General features: G+C 65.0%; 19 protein-coding genes. 16 read left to right on the top strand and 3 right to left on the bottom strand.

Annotated features, from left to right (window positions below; all coding sequences use genetic code 11):
• The 5 genes from ACIGJE_RS08925 (at nt 1) to ACIGJE_RS08905 (ending at nt 4584) form a co-directional block, all read left to right on the top strand.
• Nucleotides 1-669, top strand: a complete 669-nt coding sequence (locus ACIGJE_RS08925; protein WP_311942941.1) for a response regulator transcription factor — start codon at nt 1-3, stop codon at nt 667-669.
• Entirely contained in the window at nt 669-2000 is a 1332-nt protein-coding gene (locus ACIGJE_RS08920) for an ATP-binding protein (protein ID WP_483679841.1), read from the top strand. Before ACIGJE_RS08925 ends, ACIGJE_RS08920 begins: the two co-directional genes overlap by 1 nt.
• 80 nt (nt 2001-2080) lie before the next feature.
• Entirely contained in the window at nt 2081-2908 is an 828-nt protein-coding gene (locus ACIGJE_RS08915; protein ID WP_311942947.1) for an AraC family transcriptional regulator, read from the top strand.
• A 115-nt stretch (nt 2909-3023) separates the two neighbouring features.
• Nucleotides 3024-3902, top strand: a complete 879-nt coding sequence (locus tag ACIGJE_RS08910) for an NmrA family NAD(P)-binding protein (protein WP_483679838.1) — start codon at nt 3024-3026, stop codon at nt 3900-3902.
• A 118-nt stretch (nt 3903-4020) separates the two neighbouring features.
• The gene (locus tag ACIGJE_RS08905) at nt 4021-4584 is read left to right on the top strand and encodes a phosphatase domain-containing protein (protein ID WP_483680226.1); all 564 of its coding nucleotides are present in this window, start codon (nt 4021-4023) and stop codon (nt 4582-4584) included.
• Nucleotides 4585-4620: 36 nt separating this feature from the next.
• On the opposite strand, the gene ACIGJE_RS08900 is transcribed toward ACIGJE_RS08905, so the two are convergent.
• Nucleotides 4621-5862, bottom strand: a complete 1242-nt coding sequence (locus tag ACIGJE_RS08900; RefSeq protein WP_483679836.1) for an aminopeptidase — start codon at nt 5860-5862, stop codon at nt 4621-4623.
• 177 nt (nt 5863-6039) lie between these two features.
• Here ACIGJE_RS08900 and dapD point away from each other — a divergent pair, with 177 nt between their 5' ends.
• Nucleotides 6040-6906: a 2,3,4,5-tetrahydropyridine-2,6-dicarboxylate N-succinyltransferase gene (gene dapD / locus ACIGJE_RS08895; protein WP_311942958.1), complete on the top strand. Its 867-nt coding sequence runs from the start codon at nt 6040-6042 to the stop codon at nt 6904-6906.
• A gap of 91 nt (nt 6907-6997) precedes the next feature.
• The gene (dapE, locus tag ACIGJE_RS08890; RefSeq protein WP_483679834.1) at nt 6998-8167 is read left to right on the top strand and encodes a succinyl-diaminopimelate desuccinylase; all 1170 of its coding nucleotides are present in this window, start codon (nt 6998-7000) and stop codon (nt 8165-8167) included.
• Nucleotides 8168-8256: 89 nt separating this feature from the next.
• Here the strand turns inward: dapE and araD1 are convergent, their stop codons facing one another.
• On the bottom strand, nt 8257-9255 hold the full coding sequence (gene araD1 / locus ACIGJE_RS08885) for an AraD1 family protein (RefSeq protein WP_376717751.1): 999 nt from the start codon (nt 9253-9255) through the stop codon (nt 8257-8259).
• A 333-nt stretch (nt 9256-9588) separates the two neighbouring features.
• Between araD1 and ACIGJE_RS08880 the strand changes: the two genes are divergently transcribed.
• The 7 genes from ACIGJE_RS08880 to ACIGJE_RS08850 all read left to right on the top strand — a co-directional run bounded on the left by ACIGJE_RS08880 (nt 9589) and on the right by ACIGJE_RS08850 (nt 17583).
• Nucleotides 9589-10845: a cyclopropane fatty acid synthase gene (locus ACIGJE_RS08880; protein ID WP_376717752.1), complete on the top strand. Its 1257-nt coding sequence runs from the start codon at nt 9589-9591 to the stop codon at nt 10843-10845.
• Nucleotides 10846-11042: 197 nt separating this feature from the next.
• The gene (locus ACIGJE_RS08875; RefSeq protein ID WP_311942968.1) at nt 11043-12527 is read left to right on the top strand and encodes an MDR family MFS transporter; all 1485 of its coding nucleotides are present in this window, start codon (nt 11043-11045) and stop codon (nt 12525-12527) included.
• Between the two features lie 94 nt (nt 12528-12621).
• A complete protein-coding gene (gene argB / locus ACIGJE_RS08870; RefSeq protein ID WP_311942971.1) occupies nt 12622-13512 on the top strand; it encodes an acetylglutamate kinase in 891 nt (296 codons plus the stop codon).
• A 214-nt stretch (nt 13513-13726) separates the two neighbouring features.
• On the top strand, nt 13727-14698 hold the full coding sequence (locus tag ACIGJE_RS08865; protein WP_415080324.1) for an ABC transporter substrate-binding protein: 972 nt from the start codon (nt 13727-13729) through the stop codon (nt 14696-14698).
• Nucleotides 14695-15735 carry a FecCD family ABC transporter permease gene (locus ACIGJE_RS08860; protein WP_415080323.1) on the top strand — a complete coding sequence of 347 codons (1041 nt, stop codon included), beginning with the start codon at nt 14695-14697 and terminating at the stop codon, nt 15733-15735. The genes ACIGJE_RS08865 and ACIGJE_RS08860 overlap by 4 nt, the downstream gene beginning before the upstream one ends.
• A 1-nt stretch (nt 15736) precedes the next feature.
• On the top strand, nt 15737-16771 hold the full coding sequence (locus ACIGJE_RS08855; RefSeq protein WP_415080322.1) for a FecCD family ABC transporter permease: 1035 nt from the start codon (nt 15737-15739) through the stop codon (nt 16769-16771).
• Between the two features lie 8 nt (nt 16772-16779).
• Complete coding sequence (locus ACIGJE_RS08850) at nt 16780-17583, top strand: ABC transporter ATP-binding protein (protein ID WP_415080321.1); 804 nt, start codon at nt 16780-16782, stop codon at nt 17581-17583.
• 7 nt (nt 17584-17590) lie between these two features.
• Here ACIGJE_RS08850 and ACIGJE_RS08845 read toward each other — a convergent pair whose 3' ends face one another.
• Nucleotides 17591-18283 carry a class I SAM-dependent methyltransferase gene (locus ACIGJE_RS08845; RefSeq protein WP_311940666.1) on the bottom strand — a complete coding sequence of 231 codons (693 nt, stop codon included), beginning with the start codon at nt 18281-18283 and terminating at the stop codon, nt 17591-17593.
• A gap of 169 nt (nt 18284-18452) precedes the next feature.
• Here ACIGJE_RS08845 and ACIGJE_RS08840 point away from each other — a divergent pair, with 169 nt between their 5' ends.
• Together ACIGJE_RS08840 and ACIGJE_RS08835 are read left to right on the top strand one after the other, a co-directional pair.
• Nucleotides 18453-19175 carry a pyrimidine 5'-nucleotidase gene (locus tag ACIGJE_RS08840; RefSeq protein WP_483679829.1) on the top strand — a complete coding sequence of 241 codons (723 nt, stop codon included), beginning with the start codon at nt 18453-18455 and terminating at the stop codon, nt 19173-19175.
• A gap of 140 nt (nt 19176-19315) precedes the next feature.
• On the top strand, nt 19316-19975 hold the full coding sequence (locus ACIGJE_RS08835) for an SH3 domain-containing protein (protein WP_311940672.1): 660 nt from the start codon (nt 19316-19318) through the stop codon (nt 19973-19975).
• Nucleotides 19976-20020: the final 45 nt, after the last annotated feature.

Genomic DNA, 20020 nt, shown 5'->3' with positions numbered 1-20020 from the left:
ATGCGCATTCTTCTGATCGAGGACGACCCGATGATCGGAAAGGCGCTGCTGCAGGCGCTTGGCGATGCCGGCATGGCGGTGGACTGGGTTCGCGACGGCCCGGACGGTGAAGCGGCCTTGCGGCAACACGGCTATTCCGTCGTGCTCCTCGACAACGGCCTGCCCGGCAAGACCGGCTTTGAACTGCTGCGCGATCTGAGGCGGGGCGGCGACACCACGCCGGTCCTGATCATCACCGCCCGGGACGACCTCGACCATCGCGTCGACGGCCTCGATCTCGGCGCCGACGACTACATCGTCAAGCCCTTCGAGATGCGCGAGTTGCAGGCCCGGATCCGGGCCGTGCTGCGTCGCCGCCATGGCGGCCAGGCCGTCTCCACGCTGGTCCATGGCGACCTCGAGCTCGATCTCGAAAGCCACCGCGTCACCTATCGCGGCCAAAGCCATGTGCTGACCGCACGGGTGTTTTCCCTGCTGCTGGTCCTGATGGAACGACCCGGCGCGATCGTCTCGCGCAGCCAGCTGGAAGAACGCCTCTATGGCTGGGGCGAGGAGGTCGAAAGCAACGCCGTCGAGGTGCTGATCCACGCCATCCGCAAGAAATTCGGCAAGGACATCATCCGCAATTCGCGTGGAGCCGGCTGGATGGTCGCAAAGGACGCTCCCTGATGTCGCTGCGCTGGTCGAGCCTGATCGCCATCGCCGCCGTGCTGCTGGTGGTCGGCATCGGCGCGGCCCTCGTCTCCTACTTCGCGGTGCGGCGCGAGGCCCATCGCTTCCTCGACAAGCAGCTGCAGCAGGTCGCCGTCTACGCCCTCGATGCCCGCAGCCTGCGCCCCGCCATCAAAAGCACGCGCAATCGAGAGGACGATCTTCTCGTTCAGGTCTGGGACAGCGCCGACGCGCCGATGCGCTCGACCAATCCCGCCATCGCCATTCCACGCAGCAGCGGTACCGGCTTCTCGAACGAGACCGTCGCCCGGCACGACTGGCGGGTCTACACCCTGGTCGAGGGTGAACGCACCGTCCAGATCGCCCAGCAGATCGAAGCGCGCACGGAGCTGGCCGAGCATGCCGCCCTCGGCGCCGTGCTGCCGATCATCATCCTCATCCCGGTTGCCTGGCTTTTCCTTGGCCTGGTCATCTATCTGGTGATGAAGCCGCTTGGGCGTATCGCCGCCACCCTGTCCGCGCGATCAGCCGCCGACACCACGCCCATTCCCGTAGCAGGGGTGCCATCCGAGGTCCTGCCACTCGTCGCTGCGATGAATCATCTGTTGTCCCGCTTGCAGCAGACGCTGGAACGCCAGCGCCGCTTCATCTCCGATGCCGCACATGAGATGCGCACCCCGCTCGCCGCGCTCACCCTGCAGGTCGGCAATCTCAGGCCCCTTTCCCGCGGTGCAGCACTGCATGCAAGGCTCGATGACCTGGAGGCAGGTGCCAGGCGTGCCACCCACCTCACCAACCAGATGCTCCAGCTCGCCCGCCTGGAAGCCGGCACCGGTGGCCAGGAACATACGCCCCAGGACCTCGGCGTACTGGCGCAGGCTTGCGTTGCCGAACTCGAACCGATCGCCGAGGCCCGCGGACTGCGTCTGAGCATGCAGCGGCGCAGCGCGGTTCCGCTTGTCGGCGACGCCAGGGAATTGCGGACGCTGCTCACCAATCTGATCGAAAACGCGCTGCACTACACCCCCTCCGGAGGCGAGATCACGATCGAGACCTTCGATGATGGCAGGCACGGCATCCGCATCACGGATAGCGGTCCGGGGCTCGATCCCGACCTGCTCGAACGTGTCTTCGAACGCTTCTTCCGGGCCGCACCGCAGCATGTCGAGGGGACCGGATTGGGGCTGGCGATCGCCAGGTCCATCGCCGACGGCCACGACATCGCCCTCACCCTGGCCAATCGGGCGGATCGCAGCGGACTGGTAGCCGAACTCCTGGTTTCGGCTCGCCTGAACGGCGAAATCGCGAATGCCCCGGCAGGATCCTGAAAAATGCCGTGGCCGGGCTGGCCGCGCGCCATTTTCATGGCCACATAGTCGCTATATCCGGTTGGGCGATTGGAGCGGTCATGAGCGCAGACTGGCTTGATACCATCGGCGTTGCGGTCGAGCGACGCGACATTGCCGCCGGCCTTACCCATGTGCCCGCCTCGCCCTTCCACCGGCTTGGCGTCCATGTCGGCAGGCCTGTCAACGCCTCCTGCCGCTGTGACGGCCGACGCTACATCCGCATCCAGTCCGATGGCGACATCGACATCGTTCCGGCCGGGTTGGATGGCGAATGGGAAGACGACGCCGATTGCACCATCCTGCGCCTATGGGTAAGCCCGGCCCTTCTGCGCAAGGCCGCCGAAGATCTTGAGATCGATCCCGACCGCGTCCGGCTGATCCCGCGTTTCCAATGCCGCGACGCCAGGATCGAATATATCGCCAAAGCCCTGGCCGAGCCGGCGGGACGGACTCCGACCGACCGCCTGGTTGCCGAAGGCCTCGGTTCGGCCCTGGCTGTGCGCCTCGTCGACGGACATGCGAGGCTGGCCGCCATTTCGGCAAGGCAGACCCTTTCGGCAAGACAGCGCGACGATCTGGTCGAATTCATCGAAAGCCATCTCGATCACGATCTTTCCCTTGCAGTGCTGGCACGGATTGCCGGCATCAGCGTGCCGCATCTCAAAGTCCTGTTCCGGCGCTCGTTCGACCTGCCGGTGCACCAATATGTCATCCGGCGCCGGGTGGAACATGCCAGGCGCCTGCTCGCGAACGGCGACCTGCCGATCAGTCAGGTTGCCTTGAGCGCGGGCTTTGCGCACCAAAGCCATCTCGCCCATGCCATGAAGCGCATCCTGGGCATGACGCCGGCCGGTCTCGCCCGCCTGAGGCGGGAACAGGCCGCCTGACGCCAAAGCTCCCGTTTTTTTTCATCCCTTTCTGCTTTGCACCATCCTTTTGCGTGCGACGATGCCGGCCGGAACGTCTTCAATCGCGCCTCGACAGCAAGCGAGGACAGACACGATGTTCGTCATTCTGGGCGCCAACGGCAAAATCGGCCGCCATTCGATCCAAACGCTCCGCCAGCTCGGCGCACCTGTGAGGGCCATCATCCGCAACGCGGACCATGCAGCGGCCTTGCAAGCCCTTGGCTGCGACATTGCCATGGCCGACATCCATGACGGCCAGGCTCTGCGCCCCGCCCTGCGGGACGCGCAGGCGGTTCAGGTCATCTGCCCCATCAGCCCGCGCAGCGACGACGCCGGCGCGCAAATGCGCAGCTCGATCGAGGCGATCGTCACCGCCTTGGCCGAAACCCGACCAGCTTCCGTGCTGGCAATTTCGGACTATGGCGCCCACCATGCCAGCGAGACCGGCATCGCCCTGACCTTTCACCATCTGGAGGAGGCCCTTCGCGGCCTTGGCCTGCCCCTGACGGTGCTGAGGTCGGCCGAGCACATGCAGAACTGGGCCCGGCTGTTGCCGCGCGCGGTCGAAACCGGTGTCCTGCCCAGCCTGCATCATCCCGTGACCAAGCTGTTTCCCACGGTTTCGGCTGCCGACGTCGGAGAAATTGCCGCCCAGCTGCTGACGACCGGCTCCGGCGCCGGGTTTCGCGTCTTTCACGCGGAAGGCCCGGAACGCTACAGCACAGCGGATGTCGCCTCGGCCCTGGCCAGCCTCACCGGCCGGGAGATCGCGGCACGGGAGCTGCCGCGCGCCCAGTGGCTTCCCGCCTTGGTTCAGGGCGGCCTGAGCGCGAGCTATGCCGAGCTCGTCGCCGAGATGTACGACGCCCACAATGCCGGGCGCATCGAGGTGGAAGAGGTCACCGGGAATGTCCGGCGTGGCGAAACCGGCCTGCACCAGGCCCTGGCGGCCATGCTCGGCAGCCCCCTCTAAGTCTGCCCTAATTCTGCTGGGCTAGAACGCGCCGACGATAGGTGGTCGGAGGCGAAGGTTGAGTAGCGGTTCAGCGTACAAATTCCCCACCGGGCGCAGCGCAGGAACTGCCGCCTGGTTGAGGGGCGTTCTCCTGGCGGCGGGCCTGGGCTGCGCCGCCGTCCTGGCCGCCGGCGCAACCTATCTGAGCCTGCAATATCTCGGCGGCAATTTCCACACCGTGGTTGCCGGCGAACTCTATCGCTCCGGCCAACCCACGCCCGGGCGGCTCAGGCACTATGTCCATGAGGCGGGTATCCGCACCGTGATCAATCTGCGCGGCAGGAACACCGGCGCCGCCTGGTACGACGCCGAGATCGCCGAAGCGGCCCGGCTCGGCGTCACCCATGTCGATTTCGCCATGTCCGCGTCACGTGAACTGAGCGGCCTGCAGGCGGACGCCCTGGTACAATTGTTGCGCAATGCGGAAAAACCCATCCTGATCCATTGCGAAGGCGGCGCGGACCGCAGCGGCCTTGCCGCCGCGCTCTATCTGGCGGCGATCAGCAAGACGAGCGAAGCGCAGGCGGAAAGCCAGATGTCCTTGCGCTTCGGCCATTTCTCGCTGCCCTTCCTGCGCAGTTACGCCATGGACGACACGTTCGAGAACCTCGAGGCGAGCCTCGGTTACACCAAGAGCTGAGGCCACCCAGGGCGAGACCACCCAGGGCGAGACCGGCTACGCCCATTCGCCCTTGCGCATCAGCGGCTCGGCCTTGCCATCGGCGCCGATACCGTCGATGTCGATCTCGCCCGAGCCGATCATCCAGTCGATATGGATCAGGCTGTTGTTGGCGCCGCGCGTCGCCAGTTCTTCCGGGCTCAGCGAGCCGCCATTGACGAAGCACTGGCTGTAGGACTGGCCGAGCGCGATGTGGCTGGCGGCATTTTCGTCGAACAGCGTGTTGTAGAACAGCAGGCCGCTCTGGGAGATCGGCGAGGAGAACGGCACCAGCGCGACTTCGCCGAGATGCCGGGCCCCCGCATCGGTATCCAGCACCTTGGCGAGCACGTCCTTGCCGGTAGCGGCATCGGCCTCGACGATACGTCCCTCCTCGAAGCGCACGGCGATCTTGTCGATCAGCGTGCCCTGATAGGACAAGGGCTTGGTGGCGGAGACATAGCCGCTCACCCGGTCGCGATGCGGCGTGGTGAAGACTTCCTCGGTCGGGATGTTGGGATTGCAGGTGATGCCGTTCCTGGCCTTGGACGAGCCGCCGAGCCATTCATGCCCGTCGGCGAGGCCGACGGTGAGATCGGTGCCCGGGCCGGTGTAATGCAGCGCGGCATAGCGCTTGTCGTTGAGGTAGGCGGCACGGGCATGCAGGTTGCGGTTATGCTCGGCCCAGGCCGCGACCGGATCGTTCGAATCGATGCGCGAAGCAGCGAAGATGGCGTCCCACAACTTGGCGACGGCAACCTCCTCCGCCTCGTTCGGGAACACGGCCTTGGCCCAGGCGGCGGAGGCGTAGGACACGATGTTCCAGTTGATGTCGAAGCCGACGATGCGCTTCTGCGCCGGCTTGTAGGCGGCAGAACGCGCCTGATTGGCCCGCGCGATCCTGGCCGGGTCCTGGCCAGCCAGCAGCGAGGGATCCTCGCCGGCGATGGCGAGGCGGGCGGCACCGCGATCAAAGGCCGCGGCCATGCCGTCGAACAGCCAGCCCGAAGCGGTGTCGAAGGCGGCATCCGGTGCGAAGCGATAGCGCGCCAGCGTCGATTCCTCGTCCGAAAACAGCGTGGTGACCAGGCTGGCACCAGCCTTGTAGGCATGCTCGGTGATCCGGCGCACCAGCGGCAAGGCCTCGATCGAGGCCGTCATCACCAATTCCTGGCCGGGCGCAAGGCCGAGGCCGACCTTCACGGCCGTCTCGGCGAGCTTGTCGAGACGTTTGGAATGGCTCTCGGAGGAAATGGACATGGCAAACCTCAAAAGGGAACAATCGAGCGCGCAGACCAGCAACGATGCCCTGCGCCGTCAAGCCCTTTGTCGGCACAACAGCCGAGAGAGGGAGATTAGGCCAGTCCAGGACGGTCTGGAACTTGACAGGCCCGGCTTTCGCGCGGCATTTGCGGCGGGATTATGTGAGGAGACGCCATGGAAATCGCCCGCCTGCAGACCGTGATCGACGCCGCCTGGGAAGACCGGGCCCAGTGCAATTTCGAGACCAAGGGCGAGATCCGGGCAGCCGTCAACCATACGCTCGGCCTGCTCGACGAAGGCAAGCTGCGCGTCGCCGAAAAGGTGCCCGGCGCGACCGGCCGTGAATCCTGGCACACCCATCAATGGCTGAAGAAGGCGGTGCTGCTGTCCTTCCGCCTCAATGACATGACCACCATTGCCGGCGGCCCGGGCGGCACCCTGTGGTGGGACAAGGTTCCCTCCAAGTTCGAGGGCTGGAGCACGACGGAATTCCGCCTGGCCGGCTTCCGCGCCGTTCCGAATTGCGTGGTGCGCCACTCGGCCTATATCGCGCCCGGCGTGGTGCTGATGCCGTCCTTCGTCAATCTGGGCGCCTATGTCTCCACCGGCACCATGGTGGACACCTGGTCGACCGTCGGCTCCTGCGCCCAGATCGGCAAGAACGTGCATCTGTCCGGCGGCGTCGGCATCGGCGGCGTGCTCGAGCCGCTGCAGGCCAATCCGACCATCATCGAGGACGACTGCTTCATCGGCGCCCGTTCGGAAGTGGTCGAGGGCGTCATCATCGGCGAAGGTTCGGTGATCTCGATGGGCGTCTATATCGGCGCGTCCACCACCATCATCGACCGGGCCACCGGCCAGACCTACAAGGGCTATGTGCCGCCCTATTCGGTGGTGGTCTCCGGCAACCTGCCCGGCAAGCCCCTGCCGGACGGCCGCCCCGGCCCCTCGCTCTATTGCGCCGTGATCGTCAAGACGGTCGATGCGCAGACGCGTTCCAAGACCAGCATCAACGAATTGCTGCGCGACGGAAACCACTGAGCCGCATCGGGGGCGGGTCTTCAGACCCCCCTGGAACTGCATCATTTGTCAAGAAAGAGGCGGGTCTGAAGACCCGCCCCCCAAACGCCCCATGACTGATCTCAGCTTCGATCCCCGCGATCCCGTCGCCCTCACCCAGGCCCTCATCCGCTGCCCCTCCGTCACACCGGCCGAAGGCGGCGCCTTGACGCTGCTGGCCGAAGTGCTGCAGGCAGACGGCTTTGCCGTCCATCTGGTGCCTTTCAGCGACGAGGACACACCTGATATCGTCAATCTCTATGCGCGCATCGGACCGCCGGACAAGCCGGCCCTGATGTTCGCCGGCCATACCGACGTTGTGCCGCCGGGCGACGAGGCGCGCTGGCGCCATCAGCCCTTCTCCGGCGACATCGTCAACGGACAGCTCTACGGACGCGGCGCGGTGGACATGAAGGGCGGCGTCGCCGCCAGTGTCGCGGCGAGCCTGCGTCATCTCGATGCCAATCCCGAGGCGCCGATCGCCTTCCTGATCACCGGCGACGAGGAAGGCCCGGCCATCAATGGCACCGTGAAACTGCTGGACTGGGCCGTGGCCAAGGGCGACCGCATCGGCCATTGCATCCTCGGCGAGCCGACCAACCCCGACGCCCTCGGCGACATGGTCAAGATCGGCCGGCGCGGTTCGCTGTCAGGCATCATCACCGTGCATGGCAAGCAGGGACATGTCGCCTATCCGCACCTGGCCATGAACCCCGTACCGCAGATGGTGCGCCTGCTCGCCGCCCTGACCCAGAGCGAGCTCGACCAAGGCAGCGACCATTTCGACGCCTCCAATCTCGAAGTGGTATCGGTGGATGTCGGCAATCCCGCCTTCAACGTCATTCCCGCCGACATCAGCGCGACCTTCAACATCCGCTTCAACGACCGCTGGACCCGGCAAAGCCTGGAAGAATGGGTGCGCGGCAAGCTCGACGGCGCCGCCGGCAACGAGGTCGCCTACGACCTCGTCTTCGAGCGCTCGGCTTCCGAATCCTTCTTCACGCCGCCCGGCGCTTTCGTCGATGCGATCGTCTCCTCGATCGAGGCGGAAACCGGCCGCCGCCCGGTGCTGTCGACTTCGGGCGGCACCTCGGACGCCCGCTTCATCAAGAATGTCTGTCCGGTGGTGGAGTTCGGCCTAGTCGGCAAGACGATGCACCAGATCGACGAGCGCGTCGACATCCTCGACCTGGAAAGCCTGACCCGGATCTACCAGCGCATTCTCGGGCAGTATTTCGGATGATCCTGGGACCGCCGGCCTCCTGGCCGGCATCCTGTCTTTCGCACGACAGAAGTTCCCAAGAGCCGGCCAGGAGGCCGGCGGTCCTAGGATCACAGCGCCTTCACCGTCGGCCATGGCGCGTCCACGCGCCCGATCGGATTGGCGAGCGGCAGCCCGAAAGGCTCGGCCGAGATCTCGAAGACGTCGCCGGGCTCGGTCACCACGCCGTCGGAGACGCTCAGCGTCGCCGTGCCGTAATAGTGCACATTCACCTGCCCCGGCTGGCGGAACAGCTGGTACTTGAAGTGATGGCCTTCGAGATTGGCGATGGTGTGCGACATGTTCGCCTCGCCAGTGAGGAAGGGCTTTTCCCAGATTACCTTGCCCTGGCGCAGGATGCGCGAGGTGCCGCGGATATCGGCGGGCGCCTCGCCGACCAGGAGCTCCGGCCCGATGGCTGAGACGCGCAGCTTGGAATGGGCGAGATAGAGATAGTTCTGCCGTTCGGTGACGTGATCGGAAAACTCGTTGCCGAGCGCAAAACCAATACGCCAGGGCGTGCCGTCGGGCCCGTTGACATAGATGCCGGCCAGTTCCGGCTCCTCACCGGCGTCGAGGGCGAAGGATGGCGACGGCAAGGCGCCCTGCGGAGCAATCAGCGTCGAGCCATCGCCCTTGTAGAACCATTCGGGCTGCACGCCCTCCCGGCCCGGCGCCGGTCGGCCGCCATCGAGCCCCATGCGGAACATCTTCATGGAATCGGTGGCCTTCGACAGATCGGCAAGGTCCTGATGCATCTTGTCGCGCCCTTCGGCGCTGCCGAGATGGGTCAGCCCGGTGCCGGCAACCATGACATGGCTTGGGTCCGGATGGTCGATCGGCGCCAGCACCTCGCCGGCGGCAAGCGCGGCCGCAAGGTCGACGGTCTCACCCAGGCCACGCTTCTCGATCTCGGCCCTCAGGCTGTGACCTGAAACGATCGCGGCATTGGCGAGGTCCAGCACCGTCGCGGTGTCGCGAATGAGGCGCGAGACGCCCTCGTTGGTGGCGACGACGGCGCGCCGACCCTGATGGCGCAATTGGGCTAGGCGGAGGGGAGTAGGAGACACGCGGCGCATTCCTCAGACAAATTAGCAGACGCGCATCATAGAAAGCATTCGACAGAGCGCAACGGTAAAATGCGCTCCGCCATCAATTGCCGGCCTGCGGCGACAGGCCGAATTCTGATTCCGGGAAAATATTCGAAGGCGGCATCGTGTCGCGCTTTTTGATTTTGTTTAGAGTGGGCAGAAAAACAATTGCATCCCTGCTCAAATTGCGTTCAATTTGGGAACGGTTCGTGTCGAATCTGCCAGCCGGCAAGTGGCGGTCCTCCCTGCGTGATGAGAGCGGCAGGCGACCGAAAGGGCTCCCGCGATGCGAAACCGCTGGGGTTTTTGCAGATGTTTATTCTCGATACTATGTTGAAGCGCCTGATTAAAAAGGGTGCACTTACGGTTATTGATCCCGAAGGCCACGTTCATACCTACGGATCCGGCCAGGGTTTTTCGAGCATCATTCGAATTGTAGACAAGGCAACGGCCTGGAAGCTTCTCACCAATCCGGAACTGGAAGTGGGCGAAGCCTTCATGGACGGGCGCCTCGTCATCGAAAAGGGTGATGTCTACGACATGCTCGCCGTGTTCATGCAGAATATCGGCTGGTCTACCTCGATCGGCCCGCTGAGCAACATCGCTTCCACGGCTCGCAAGATCAGCCGGCGCATCGCCCAGTACAATCCGGCCGGAAAGTCGAAGAACAACGTCGCCCATCACTATGACCTGAAGGACGAATTGTTCGACCTCTTCCTGGATGCGGACCGGCAGTATAGCTGCGCCTATTTTCCCAGCCTCGACATCACGCTGGAAGAAGCGCAGGCCTATAAGAAGCGGCATATCGCCGCCAAACTGCTGCTGAAGCCGGGCGTGAAGGTCCTCGACATCGGCTCGGGCTGGGGCGGCATGGGTCTCTACATTTCCGACGTGACCAAGGCGGATGTCACCGGCATCACCCTGTCGGAAGAGCAGCACCGGGTTTCCAACGCCCGGGCCCAGGCCGCCGGCATCGCCGACCGCGTGCGCTTCGAGCTGGTCGACTACCGCGCCCTCGATCGGAAATTCGATCGCATCGTCTCCGTCGGCATGTTCGAACATGTCGGCGTCAACCACTACGATGCCTATTTCCGCAAGATCGCCGCCCTTCTGAACGAGGACGGCGTGGGCCTCGTGCATGCCATTGGCCGTTCCGACGGGCCCGGCGCCACCAATCCATGGATCCAGAAATATATCTTCCCCGGTGGCTATTCGCCGGCGCTTTCGGAAGTGCTGCCGGCGATCGAACGGGCCGGGTTGGTCGTCACCGACATCGAGATCCTCCGGATCCATTATGCGGAGACACTCAAGCACTGGCGCGAGCGCTTCAACCATCATCGCGACCAGATCCGTTCCTTCTATGACGAGCGCTTCTGCCGGATGTGGGACATGTATCTGGCCGCTTCCGAGGCCACTTTCCGCTGGGGCGGCCACATGGTCTTCCAGATCCAGGTGGCAAAGTCGGTCAACGCCGTACCGCTGACCCGCGACTATATCGGCGAGGCCGAGCGGCGCCTGCCTCTCGACCTGCAGCCGGTCCCCGCGCCAAACCGCGAGGCAGCCGAATAGGCGCTTGCCGATTATCGATGGCGGGTCATTGAAGGACGCCATTCCGGCCATTTCCAAGAAGAGGCGGGTCTTCGGGCCCGCCTCTTCTTTCCGCTCCAGGCACATCCCTCTTTGTCGTCCAAGGCCGCGATCCGGAGGAATGTGCAAGATATTTTGCATAGAATAGGAAGCCGCGACCGAGCTTCCGGAAAGCAGTTATGACCCAGTCCGAACCGGCCAGTTCCGCGCTGAGCCCTCAGGAGATACGCTCGATCATCATCGGCGTGCTGGTGGCGATGTTCCTTGCGGCGCTCGACCAGACCATCGTGGCCACGGCAATGCCGACGATCGGCCGCGTGCTTGGCGATTTCGAGAATCTGCCCTGGGTCGTCACCATCTACCTGCTGACCTCGACGGCGGTGACGCCGCTCTATGGCAAGATGGCGGATATCGCCGGCCGGCGCGTGACGCTGCTGGTGGCGATCGGCACTTTCGTGGCCGGCTCGATTCTGTGCGCCCTCGCCCCGACCATGCTGACCCTGATCCTGGCGCGGGCTCTGCAGGGCCTCGGCGGCGGCGGGTTGATCTCGCTGGCGCAGACCATCATCGCCGATATCATTCCGCCACGCGAACGCGCTCGCTATCAGGCCTATTTCGCCACCGTCTTCGTCTCCTCCAGCATCGCCGGCCCGGTACTCGGCGGCTTCATGGCCGAGAAGCTCCACTGGTCGGTGATCTTCTGGATCAACCTGCCGCTCGGCCTGCTCGCCTTCTGGATGACGAATTCGGTGCTCAAGAAGCTGCCGCGCCACGAAAGGCCGCACAAGCTCGATTTTCTCGGCTCGGCGCTGATGGCCGTGGCTACCATCGCCCTGCTGCTCGCCCTCAGCCTAGGCGGGCCGCATTATGCCTGGACCTCGGCACCGATCCTCGGCCTGTTCGGCCTTTCCGTCCTGTTCTGGATCGGCTTCGTCGTCCGCCTGCGCACCGCGCCCGAACCGCTGATCCCCACCGAGATCCTGGCCAATCCGGTGGTGGCGGCGGGCACCATCGCCGCCTGTTTCGGCATGGGCGTCTTCATCGGCATGACGATCTACATGCCGATCCTGCTGGAAGGCGTCTATGGCCTGACGGCAAGCCAATCGGGCCTCGCCTTGATCCCGATGATGGTCGGCACCGTCACGGGGGCGACACTGTCGGGCCGCCTGATGGCGCGCATCACGCACTATAAGCGCCCACCCCTGATCGGCCTTGCCGTCTCGACCCTCGCCTTCGCCCTGATCTCGATCAATCCGCAGGCCCTGCCTCTGGTGGTGCTCGAAGTCCTGCTGACGGCCGCATCCCTGGGCATCGGCACCATGCTGCCGGTCACCACGGTGGCGATCCAGAACGCCGTCCTACAGCACCAGATGGGCACGGCCACCGGCGCCATGAATTTCTTTCGCTCGCTCGGCGGCGCCCTGATCGTTGCGGTGTTCGGCGCCATCGTGATGGGCGGCCTGCCGGCCGACCTCGCTGCCAACGTCACCATCGAGACCTTGGCGAAATCGATCGCTGCCGCCGGCAGCGACATCGGTTCGGTGTTCCGCTGGGTGTTCCTGGCCGCTGCCTTCGGATCGCTCGCCACGCTTTGCGCCCTGTTGCGCATGGAAGAGCGGCCGCTCAGGACCAAGGTCGAGCCGGCCTCGGTAGCGATGGAGTGACCGCCCGGGCATCTTGCGATTTGGCGCAATCGCCTCTTTTCATGCCCGCAACATGCTGTAAAAGCGCTTCCAGTCTCTTTCGGATCCCGTAGCCATGAGCCCTAATTTGAGCGTCCACGACAAGGCTGAAATCCTCTCCGAAGCCCTTCCCTACATGCAGCAGCATGACGATGCCACCATCGTCGTCAAATATGGCGGCCATGCCATGGGCAGCGAGCAGGTCGCCCGCGATTTCGCGCGCGACATCGTGCTGCTCGAACAGGCCGGCCTCAATCCGGTGGTGGTGCATGGGGGCGGCCCGCAGATCTCGGAAATGCTGAAGCGCCTCGGCATCCAGTCCGAATTTGCCGCCGGACACCGTATCACCGACGCTGCCAGCGTCGAGGTGGTGGAAATGGTGCTGGCCGGCTCGATCAACAAGCAGCTCGTCGGCTTCATCAACGCCGCCGGCGGCCGCGCGGTCGGGCTCTCCGGCAAGGATGGCCGCATGCTCACCGCCAAGAAAGCGACGCGGACGATCTACGATCCGGATTCCGCCATCGAGAAGGTGGTCGATCTCGGCTTCGTGGGCGAGCCCGACAAGGTCGACACCACCGTGCTCGACCAGATCATCCATTCGCAGATCATCCCGGTGCTGGCGCCGGTGGCGGCATCGGATGACGGCGGCACCTTCAACGTCAATGCCGATACTTTCGCAGGCGCCATCGCCGGGGCGCTCGGCGCCACCCGTCTCCTGCTGATGACGGACGTGCCGGGCATCCTCGACAAGGACAAGAACCTGATCGAGGAAATCGACGTGGAAGGCATCCGCCGCCTGATCGCCGACGGCACCATCACCGGCGGCATGATCCCCAAGGTGGAAACCTGCATCTATGCCCTCGAAAAGGGCGTCGAGGCCGTGGTGATCATGGACGGCAAGGTGCCGCATGCCGTGCTGCTGGAACTCCTCACCAATCACGGCGCGGGTACGCTGATCCGGCGCTGAGCGCCATAACGCACAGTCCACAGTTTCCCCGTTCCGCTTTCAGCCCGCGCCGGCATTCGCCGGTGCGGGCTTTTGTTTGATCCGCTCCTCCCGATTTCGCCCACTGCTCTTCAAGTAAATTTTCTTGAAGGCAAAGATATTGCCTTGTAAATCGGCCCGACGAGGCGTCGAGACGACATAGTTTTAATTAGAATAATTAAAATCGGGGCATATCTTGTTCAGAGCGATCACGACACTACTGAAAGCAAGTCTCCTGTCCCTGCTTTTTGGCAGCGCAGTCCTGGCCGAGGAAGCCAAGCCCACGGCAATCACCGATGATCGCGGCATCAAGGTCGATGTGCCGGCCACGCCGAAGCGCGTGGCAGCGATCTCCTATTTCGGCGTGGACCTGATGCTCGCTCTCGGCCTCGAGCCGATAGCCACCACCTATATGGTCAAGGGCCGGGAGCCCGACTTCCTGCTCGGACGGACCAGGGACATTCCCCAGATCGGCCAACGCGCCAAGCCCAATCTGGAGTTGCTTGCCGAGGCCAAGCCCGACCTGATCGTCGCCATGCGCCGCTACACCGAGGGCAATGCGGCGCAGTACCAGAAGATCGCCCCCTATCTTGCCTATAATCTCGAACTCTACGACGATAGCGACCGCACCATCACGCAGCTTGCCACCCTTCTGGGAAAGAAGGAGCGGGCGGAACAGCTCAATGCCCAGTTCAAGCAGGACCTGGCCGCCTTCGCCGCCAAGGCACCCAAGGGCGTGCATCCACGCTTCCAGGTGATGTGGGCCGGCGATGCGCCCTGGACCTTCTACAACGAGAACATGACCGCGGCGATCCTCACGGCCCTGGGGGGCGAGAACATTGCCGGCAACAATCCCGCGACCTACAAGGTCGACAATTTCGGGGTGGAGATGAGCCTCGAAACCATGCTGGAGAAGGATCCCGAAGTCATCTTCGTCTATGACTATGGTCCCGATCGTCCCAATGAGAACAATCCGATCTGGAACAGCCTGTCCGCCGTGAAGAACGGCCGGGTCTACTATGTCGGCGACCAATGGGTGGAGGCGCATGGCCCGATCGCGCGCGAGATCGTCCTGCGCGAGGCCGCGCATTACCTCTATCCGGATGTTTTCCCCAAGCCGGACGTCGCGGCGGAGGCAACCAAACTGATCCCCGCCGCCTCGAAATGAGAGGAATAGCGGCAAGGCAAGCAGCAGGGACGGCCGGCGGGCACCTGTCCGCGGTCGCCCTGGCCGGCCTGTTCCTGCTGATCGCCATCCTGGTCGGCTTCGGCGGGCTGCTGGTTGGTGCCAAGCCCATGCGCCTCGACACTGCGCTCAACGCGATCTTTGCGCCTACCGCGAACATCGACAGCACCATCGTCTGGACCTTGCGCCTGCCGCGCAGCATCGCCGCCTTCCTGGCGGGCGGCGGCCTCGGCCTGTCGGGCTATCTGCTGCAGTCGTTCAGCCGCAATCCCCTGGCCTCCCCCGATCTCACCGGCGTCACTGCCGGCGCGGTCGCGTCGATCGTCGGCTGCTTCGTCTTCCTGCCCTGGCTCTCCTCGATCTATTACGCGCCGATCGGCCTTGTCGGCGGACTCGGGGCGGCGGCAACCACCTTCTGGATCGCCCGCGGCGGCCGCACCTCGCCGCTGCGCCTGGCTCTCGGCGGCGTGACCGTCGCGCTCTTCCTGGGCGGTATCACCACCTACATGCTGCTGCTGGGCGGCCCGCAATCGCCGGCCGTGCTGTTCTGGCTCTCCGGTGGCCTGCAGGGACGATCCTGGAGCCACATCGCCTTCATGCTGCCCTGGATCGGGGCCAGCCTGATCGGGGCGCTGCTCTGCCACCGCGTCGTCGCCATGCTGTCCCTCAGCGATCAGGCCGCGGCCGGCATGGGTCTCAATCCTGCCCTATGGAAGCCCGTCCTGCTCGTGCTGGCGACACTGCCGGTCGCCGGCATCACGCCGGTGGCCGGGCCGATCGCCTTCATCGGCCTCGCCGTCCCCCATATCGTGCGCCTGTTGCGCCCGTCCGGGCCGGCGACAGCCGTCATGCTCAACCTGGCGGCGGGCGGCATGCTGCTGGTGGCCGCCGACGTGCTGGCCCGCAGCCTCGCGGCCCCACGCGAGATTCCCGTCAGCATCATCACTGCCCTGATCGGCGGCCCCTATTTCGTCTATCTGACGCAAAGGCCGAACTTCGGCGCAGGCAGGGAGCGCTGAGATGGCAAGGCCATTGCCCTCGAGAACCGCTGCCGCACGAAGCTGGCTCACCCTGCTGCTCGGGGCCCCGCTGCTGGTGGCCGTCGCCGCCATCTTCCTCGGCGCCAGCCATGTCGCGCCTGCCGACGTACTGGCCGCCCTGACGGGACAGGGCAGTCGGCAAGCAAATCTCATCATCGGCGATTTCCGCGTGCCACGGGTGATCACCGGCATCCTGGCAGGGATTCATTTCGCGCTGGCGGGCCTGCTCCTGCAGACCATCACCCGCAATCCCCTCGCCGATCCGACGCTGATGGGCGTCTCGCAGGGCGCCACACTCGCCGTCACCCTCTTCCTGTTCGCCACCGTCTATGGCTCCGCCGGCGGCAGCAACATGCTCTACCAGCTCCCCATCGCCTGGCTTCCCGCCGCCGGCCTGATCGGCGGCCTCGTCGCCGGCGGCATCATCTATCTGCTGGCACTGCGCCACGATCTCGGACCCCTGCGCATCACGCTCTGCGGCATTGCCGTCGGGGCCGTGCTGCATGCCATGGCCATCGGCCTGATCACCGGCTGGGGCTCCGCCCGTATCGAGATCCTGCTGGAATGGCTCACGGGCAGCCTCTACGCCCGCAGCTGGGAGCATGTGCTGTTCCTGTTGCCCTTCACCATCGTCGGCCTGGCCGCCCTGCCCTTCCTGCAGCGCTCGATCGGCATGCTGCGGTTCGAGGCGCCGGTGGCGCGTTCCTTCGGCCTCGACTACAGGCGCCACTTCACCCTGGTGCTGATGCTGGCCTGCGGCCTCGCCGCCAGTGCAGTGGGCGCGGTCGGGCCGCTGGTCTTCGTCGGCCTCGTGGTGCCGCATCTCGCCCGCATGCTGGCGGGCCGGCATGGCGGCGCCGTGATACCGCTCACCATCCTCCTCGGCGCCATGCTGGTCACGACCGCCGATCTCGTCGGCCGCCTGATCGGGCAGGCCGATGAGATACCGATCGGTGTCGTCACGGCCATCGGCGGCGCCCCCATCCTCGTCATCCTGCTGCGCCGCCTGCCATGAGTGCCGCCATGATCCTTTCCTGCTCCGCCCTTTCCGTCTCCTATGGCAGCCACAAGGCACTGCAGGGGTTCGACTTCAGGCTGGAGCGCGGCGAGATCCGCGCCCTGATCGGTCCCAATGGCTCGGGCAAGAGCACCGCGCTGCAGGCCACCGCCGGGCTGATCCAGCCCAGCGGAGGACGGGTCACTCTCGACGGCCGGACCCTGTCGACGATGTCGCGCCGAGAGCTTGCCCGGCGCCTGTCCTTCATGCCCCAGCAGCCCCAGGCTCCGGACGAGATGACGGTGGAACAATTGGTCCAGCAGGGGCGCTTTGCCCATGTCGGCCTGTTGCGCAGCTACGGCCCCGCCGACTTCGACGCCATTGACTGGGCGCTGGAAAGCACCGGGTTGACCGCCCTGGCCCAGCGCAGCCTGCGCCAATTATCGGGCGGCGAGCAGCAGAGGGCCTGGATCTCGGCGGCCCTCGCCCAGCAGGCCGACATCATCATGCTCGACGAGCCGACCTCCTTCCTCGATATCGGCCATCAGGTGGAGGTGCTGGAGCTGCTCACGCGCCTCGCCCGCGAGCGCGCCGTCACCGTGGTGATGGCCCTGCACGACCTCAACCAGGCCATGGCGGTCTGCGACCGCATATCCCTGCTCGAAAAGGGCCGGCTGGTGTTCGACGGCACGGCAGGGGCCCTGGCGGCGAGCGGTCTGATCGAACGCGTATTCAACGTGCGCGGGCGCTTCGTCAGCCTTGGCCCCGGCAGCGCTCCGCATTTCGATGTCGAGATCGGGGCACGGCCGCCGCCAAGCGTGAGCGGATAGGATCCGCTCAGCGCGGCTTGACCAGGCGGAACAGGATCTTGGTCTGCCCGTAATAATCGAGTTCGTCGGCGAAGTCGGGCATCCAGCCGCTGGCGCCCGAATAGGGCAGGAAGCCCTCGAAGCGCAGCCTGCGCCCGAAGACTTCGAAACCGGCCTCGCTGAAGACGCGGGCGTAATCGGTGATCGAACGGTCCTGGACGACGGTGTTCGTCCGCTCTGCCACCAGCTTGCGCCAGCGCGGCCAGAGCGGATTGTCGGTATGGCAGCCCGTCACGGCGTAGTAGACGCCGCCCGGCTTGAGGGCCGAGAGGATATCGGCGGCATGGGCGGCAATATCGGGAATGAGATAGATCACCTCATGGCTGAAGGCGAGGTCGAACCGAGCATCCTCGCCCTGCATCGTCGAGCGCACCTCGTAGCGGATGGGCAGGCCGGCCCTGAGCTGGTTGGCCTTCTCGATCGACTTCTCGGCGATATCGACCCCGAGCCCCCGCTTGAAGGGCAGCATGGCATGGAGGTGGCGCAGAAAGCCGCCCTGGTTGCAGCCGAAGTCCAGGACGGTGCAGTCGCTGAGGTCGCGCTCCATCACCAGGCCGATGAGGTGGCGCCAGATCGGGGCGTGGCCCTCGCCCATGGCGTTCTCGGCCTCCAGGTCGACATACCAGCTGTCGATCGGCTTGACTTCACCGCGCCCTGTCATCGCTGCCCTTCCATACATTTCGGCTCCCCACGGAATCAGGGGAGCGCCGCATTTGATAGCATCCCCAAGGCAGCCGATGACAGGACAAGGGCGAAATGCCGCCCTGTTCGCACGCAATCCATCCTTAACTTTGCCACCCGATGCTGGCATAAGGATGATAGAGACGAGCATGGATCAAAGCGTAGCCACAATCACGAAGAAGCTGTCGGCGGATTTCGCCCATGTCGACACATGGGTCTTCGATCTCGACAATACGCTCTACCCTCACCACGCCAATCTGTGGGAGCAGGTCGACAACCGCATCACCACCTGGATGGCGAATTACTACGGTGTCGACGGCCTCACCGCGCGCGGGCTGCAGAAATATTACTATCAGCGCTATGGGACTTCGCTGCGCGGCCTGATGATCGACGAGGGCGTGGATCCCGCGCATTTCCTCGAATTTGCCCATGACATCGACCATTCGCCGCTGGAGCCCAACCCACTGCTCGGCACCGCGCTCAGCCTGCTGCCCGGCCGCAAGCTGATCTTCACCTCGGGCACCACCCGGCACGCCTTGAACATCGTCAAGCGCCTGGGGGTGGAGGAGCATTTCGCCGATGTCTTCGACATCGTCTCGGCCGACTACCTGCCCAAGCCCGCCGCCGATACCTATGCCAGTTTTTTCGCCCGCCATGACGTCGATCCGGCTCGTGCCGCCATGTTCGAAGATCTCTCACGCAATCTGATCGTGCCGCATGACCGGGGCATGCGCACCGTGCTGGTGGTGCCGAAGCTCGATGCCGAGATCGTGCGCGACGCCTGGGAAATCGAGCGCGTCCAGGCCGAGCATGTCGACTATGTCACGGACGACATTGCCGGCTTCCTGACCGATCTGTCGGCTTCGCTCTGAAGCATCACGGCTGCCAATCTACCGAATAATACCGAAATAGTCGGCTTGCCTGCTTGGCGAAGAGGCCTGCACGTTGCATTGTCGGCCGCGTCAGGCCGCTCCGGCTCTCCTGCGGAGCGGCTTCCACTGCATGGGGTTGCATGATGCCCTCACCTCAGCCCGATCAGACGGGCCTCCTCATCCGGATCCCACTCCTGGTCCGGGCTTTGCTCATCGCCGTCCTGGCCAGTAGCGGCGTTCTCCTGTTGGCTGGCGGCGCGCAGGCGGCCGTCCGCGGCTATGCCACCGCCAATGTCAATCTGCGTGCCGGTCCCGGCACCCAATATCCGGCCGTCACCACGTTGCGGCCGGGCGAAGCCGTGCTCATCCATGGCTGCCTCTCCGACCGCTCCTGGTGCGATATTTCCGTCCGCGGCGAGCGGGGCTGGTCGGCGAACAAATATCTGTCCGCCGCCGCGAACCGCAATGTCGGTATCGGCGCGCTGGCGATCCCCGCCATCGTGTTCAGCTATGCCTATTGGGATCGCTATTATGTGCGGCGTCCCTGGTACAACACCTGGTGGGGCCATGGCCGACCACGGCCGCCGCATCACGGGCCTGGCTGGCGTCCACGGCCGCCCGTCATTGGCCCGCCCGGGACGCGCCCACCAGTGGTCCGTCCACCTGGAGGCCGCCCTCCTGGCGTTCGCCCGCCCGGCGTGAGGCCTCCCCATCATGGCGGCCCGCGTCCGAAGCCGGTCTTCCGTCCCGGCCGGCCGGGACGGCCGATCGGCAGCACGCGGCCGATCATTCCGCAATGAGCCGATCGAGGACTGCCTGAGCAGCCTTGTATCGTCGCGGCCGCA

This window comes from Labrys sp. E2SS-1L, assembly GCF_057073705.1.
Note: the sequence above shows the minus strand (reverse complement) of the source record. Positions and strands in the feature narration are given on the sequence as shown.

Excerpts from the sequence above, each read along its gene's own strand:
- ACIGJE_RS08925 (WP_311942941.1), top strand. The coding sequence starts at position 1 with ATGCGCATTCTTCTGATCGAGGACGACCCGATGATCGGAAAGGCGCTG.
- ACIGJE_RS08920 (WP_483679841.1), top strand. The coding sequence starts at position 669 with ATGTCGCTGCGCTGGTCGAGCCTGATCGCCATCGCCGCCGTGCTGCTG.
- ACIGJE_RS08915 (WP_311942947.1), top strand. The coding sequence starts at position 2,081 with ATGAGCGCAGACTGGCTTGATACCATCGGCGTTGCGGTCGAGCGACGC.
- ACIGJE_RS08910 (WP_483679838.1), top strand. The coding sequence starts at position 3,024 with ATGTTCGTCATTCTGGGCGCCAACGGCAAAATCGGCCGCCATTCGATC.
- ACIGJE_RS08900 (WP_483679836.1), bottom strand. The coding sequence starts at position 5,862 with ATGTCCATTTCCTCCGAGAGCCATTCCAAACGTCTCGACAAGCTCGCC.
- dapD (WP_311942958.1), top strand. The coding sequence starts at position 6,040 with ATGGAAATCGCCCGCCTGCAGACCGTGATCGACGCCGCCTGGGAAGAC.
- dapE (WP_483679834.1), top strand. The coding sequence starts at position 6,998 with ATGACTGATCTCAGCTTCGATCCCCGCGATCCCGTCGCCCTCACCCAG.
- ACIGJE_RS08880 (WP_376717752.1), top strand. The coding sequence starts at position 9,589 with ATGTTTATTCTCGATACTATGTTGAAGCGCCTGATTAAAAAGGGTGCA.
- ACIGJE_RS08875 (WP_311942968.1), top strand. The coding sequence starts at position 11,043 with ATGACCCAGTCCGAACCGGCCAGTTCCGCGCTGAGCCCTCAGGAGATA.
- argB (WP_311942971.1), top strand. The coding sequence starts at position 12,622 with ATGAGCCCTAATTTGAGCGTCCACGACAAGGCTGAAATCCTCTCCGAA.
- ACIGJE_RS08860 (WP_415080323.1), top strand. The coding sequence starts at position 14,695 with ATGAGAGGAATAGCGGCAAGGCAAGCAGCAGGGACGGCCGGCGGGCAC.
- ACIGJE_RS08855 (WP_415080322.1), top strand. The coding sequence starts at position 15,737 with ATGGCAAGGCCATTGCCCTCGAGAACCGCTGCCGCACGAAGCTGGCTC.
- ACIGJE_RS08850 (WP_415080321.1), top strand. The coding sequence starts at position 16,780 with ATGATCCTTTCCTGCTCCGCCCTTTCCGTCTCCTATGGCAGCCACAAG.
- ACIGJE_RS08845 (WP_311940666.1), bottom strand. The coding sequence starts at position 18,283 with ATGACAGGGCGCGGTGAAGTCAAGCCGATCGACAGCTGGTATGTCGAC.
- ACIGJE_RS08840 (WP_483679829.1), top strand. The coding sequence starts at position 18,453 with ATGGATCAAAGCGTAGCCACAATCACGAAGAAGCTGTCGGCGGATTTC.
- ACIGJE_RS08835 (WP_311940672.1), top strand. The coding sequence starts at position 19,316 with ATGATGCCCTCACCTCAGCCCGATCAGACGGGCCTCCTCATCCGGATC.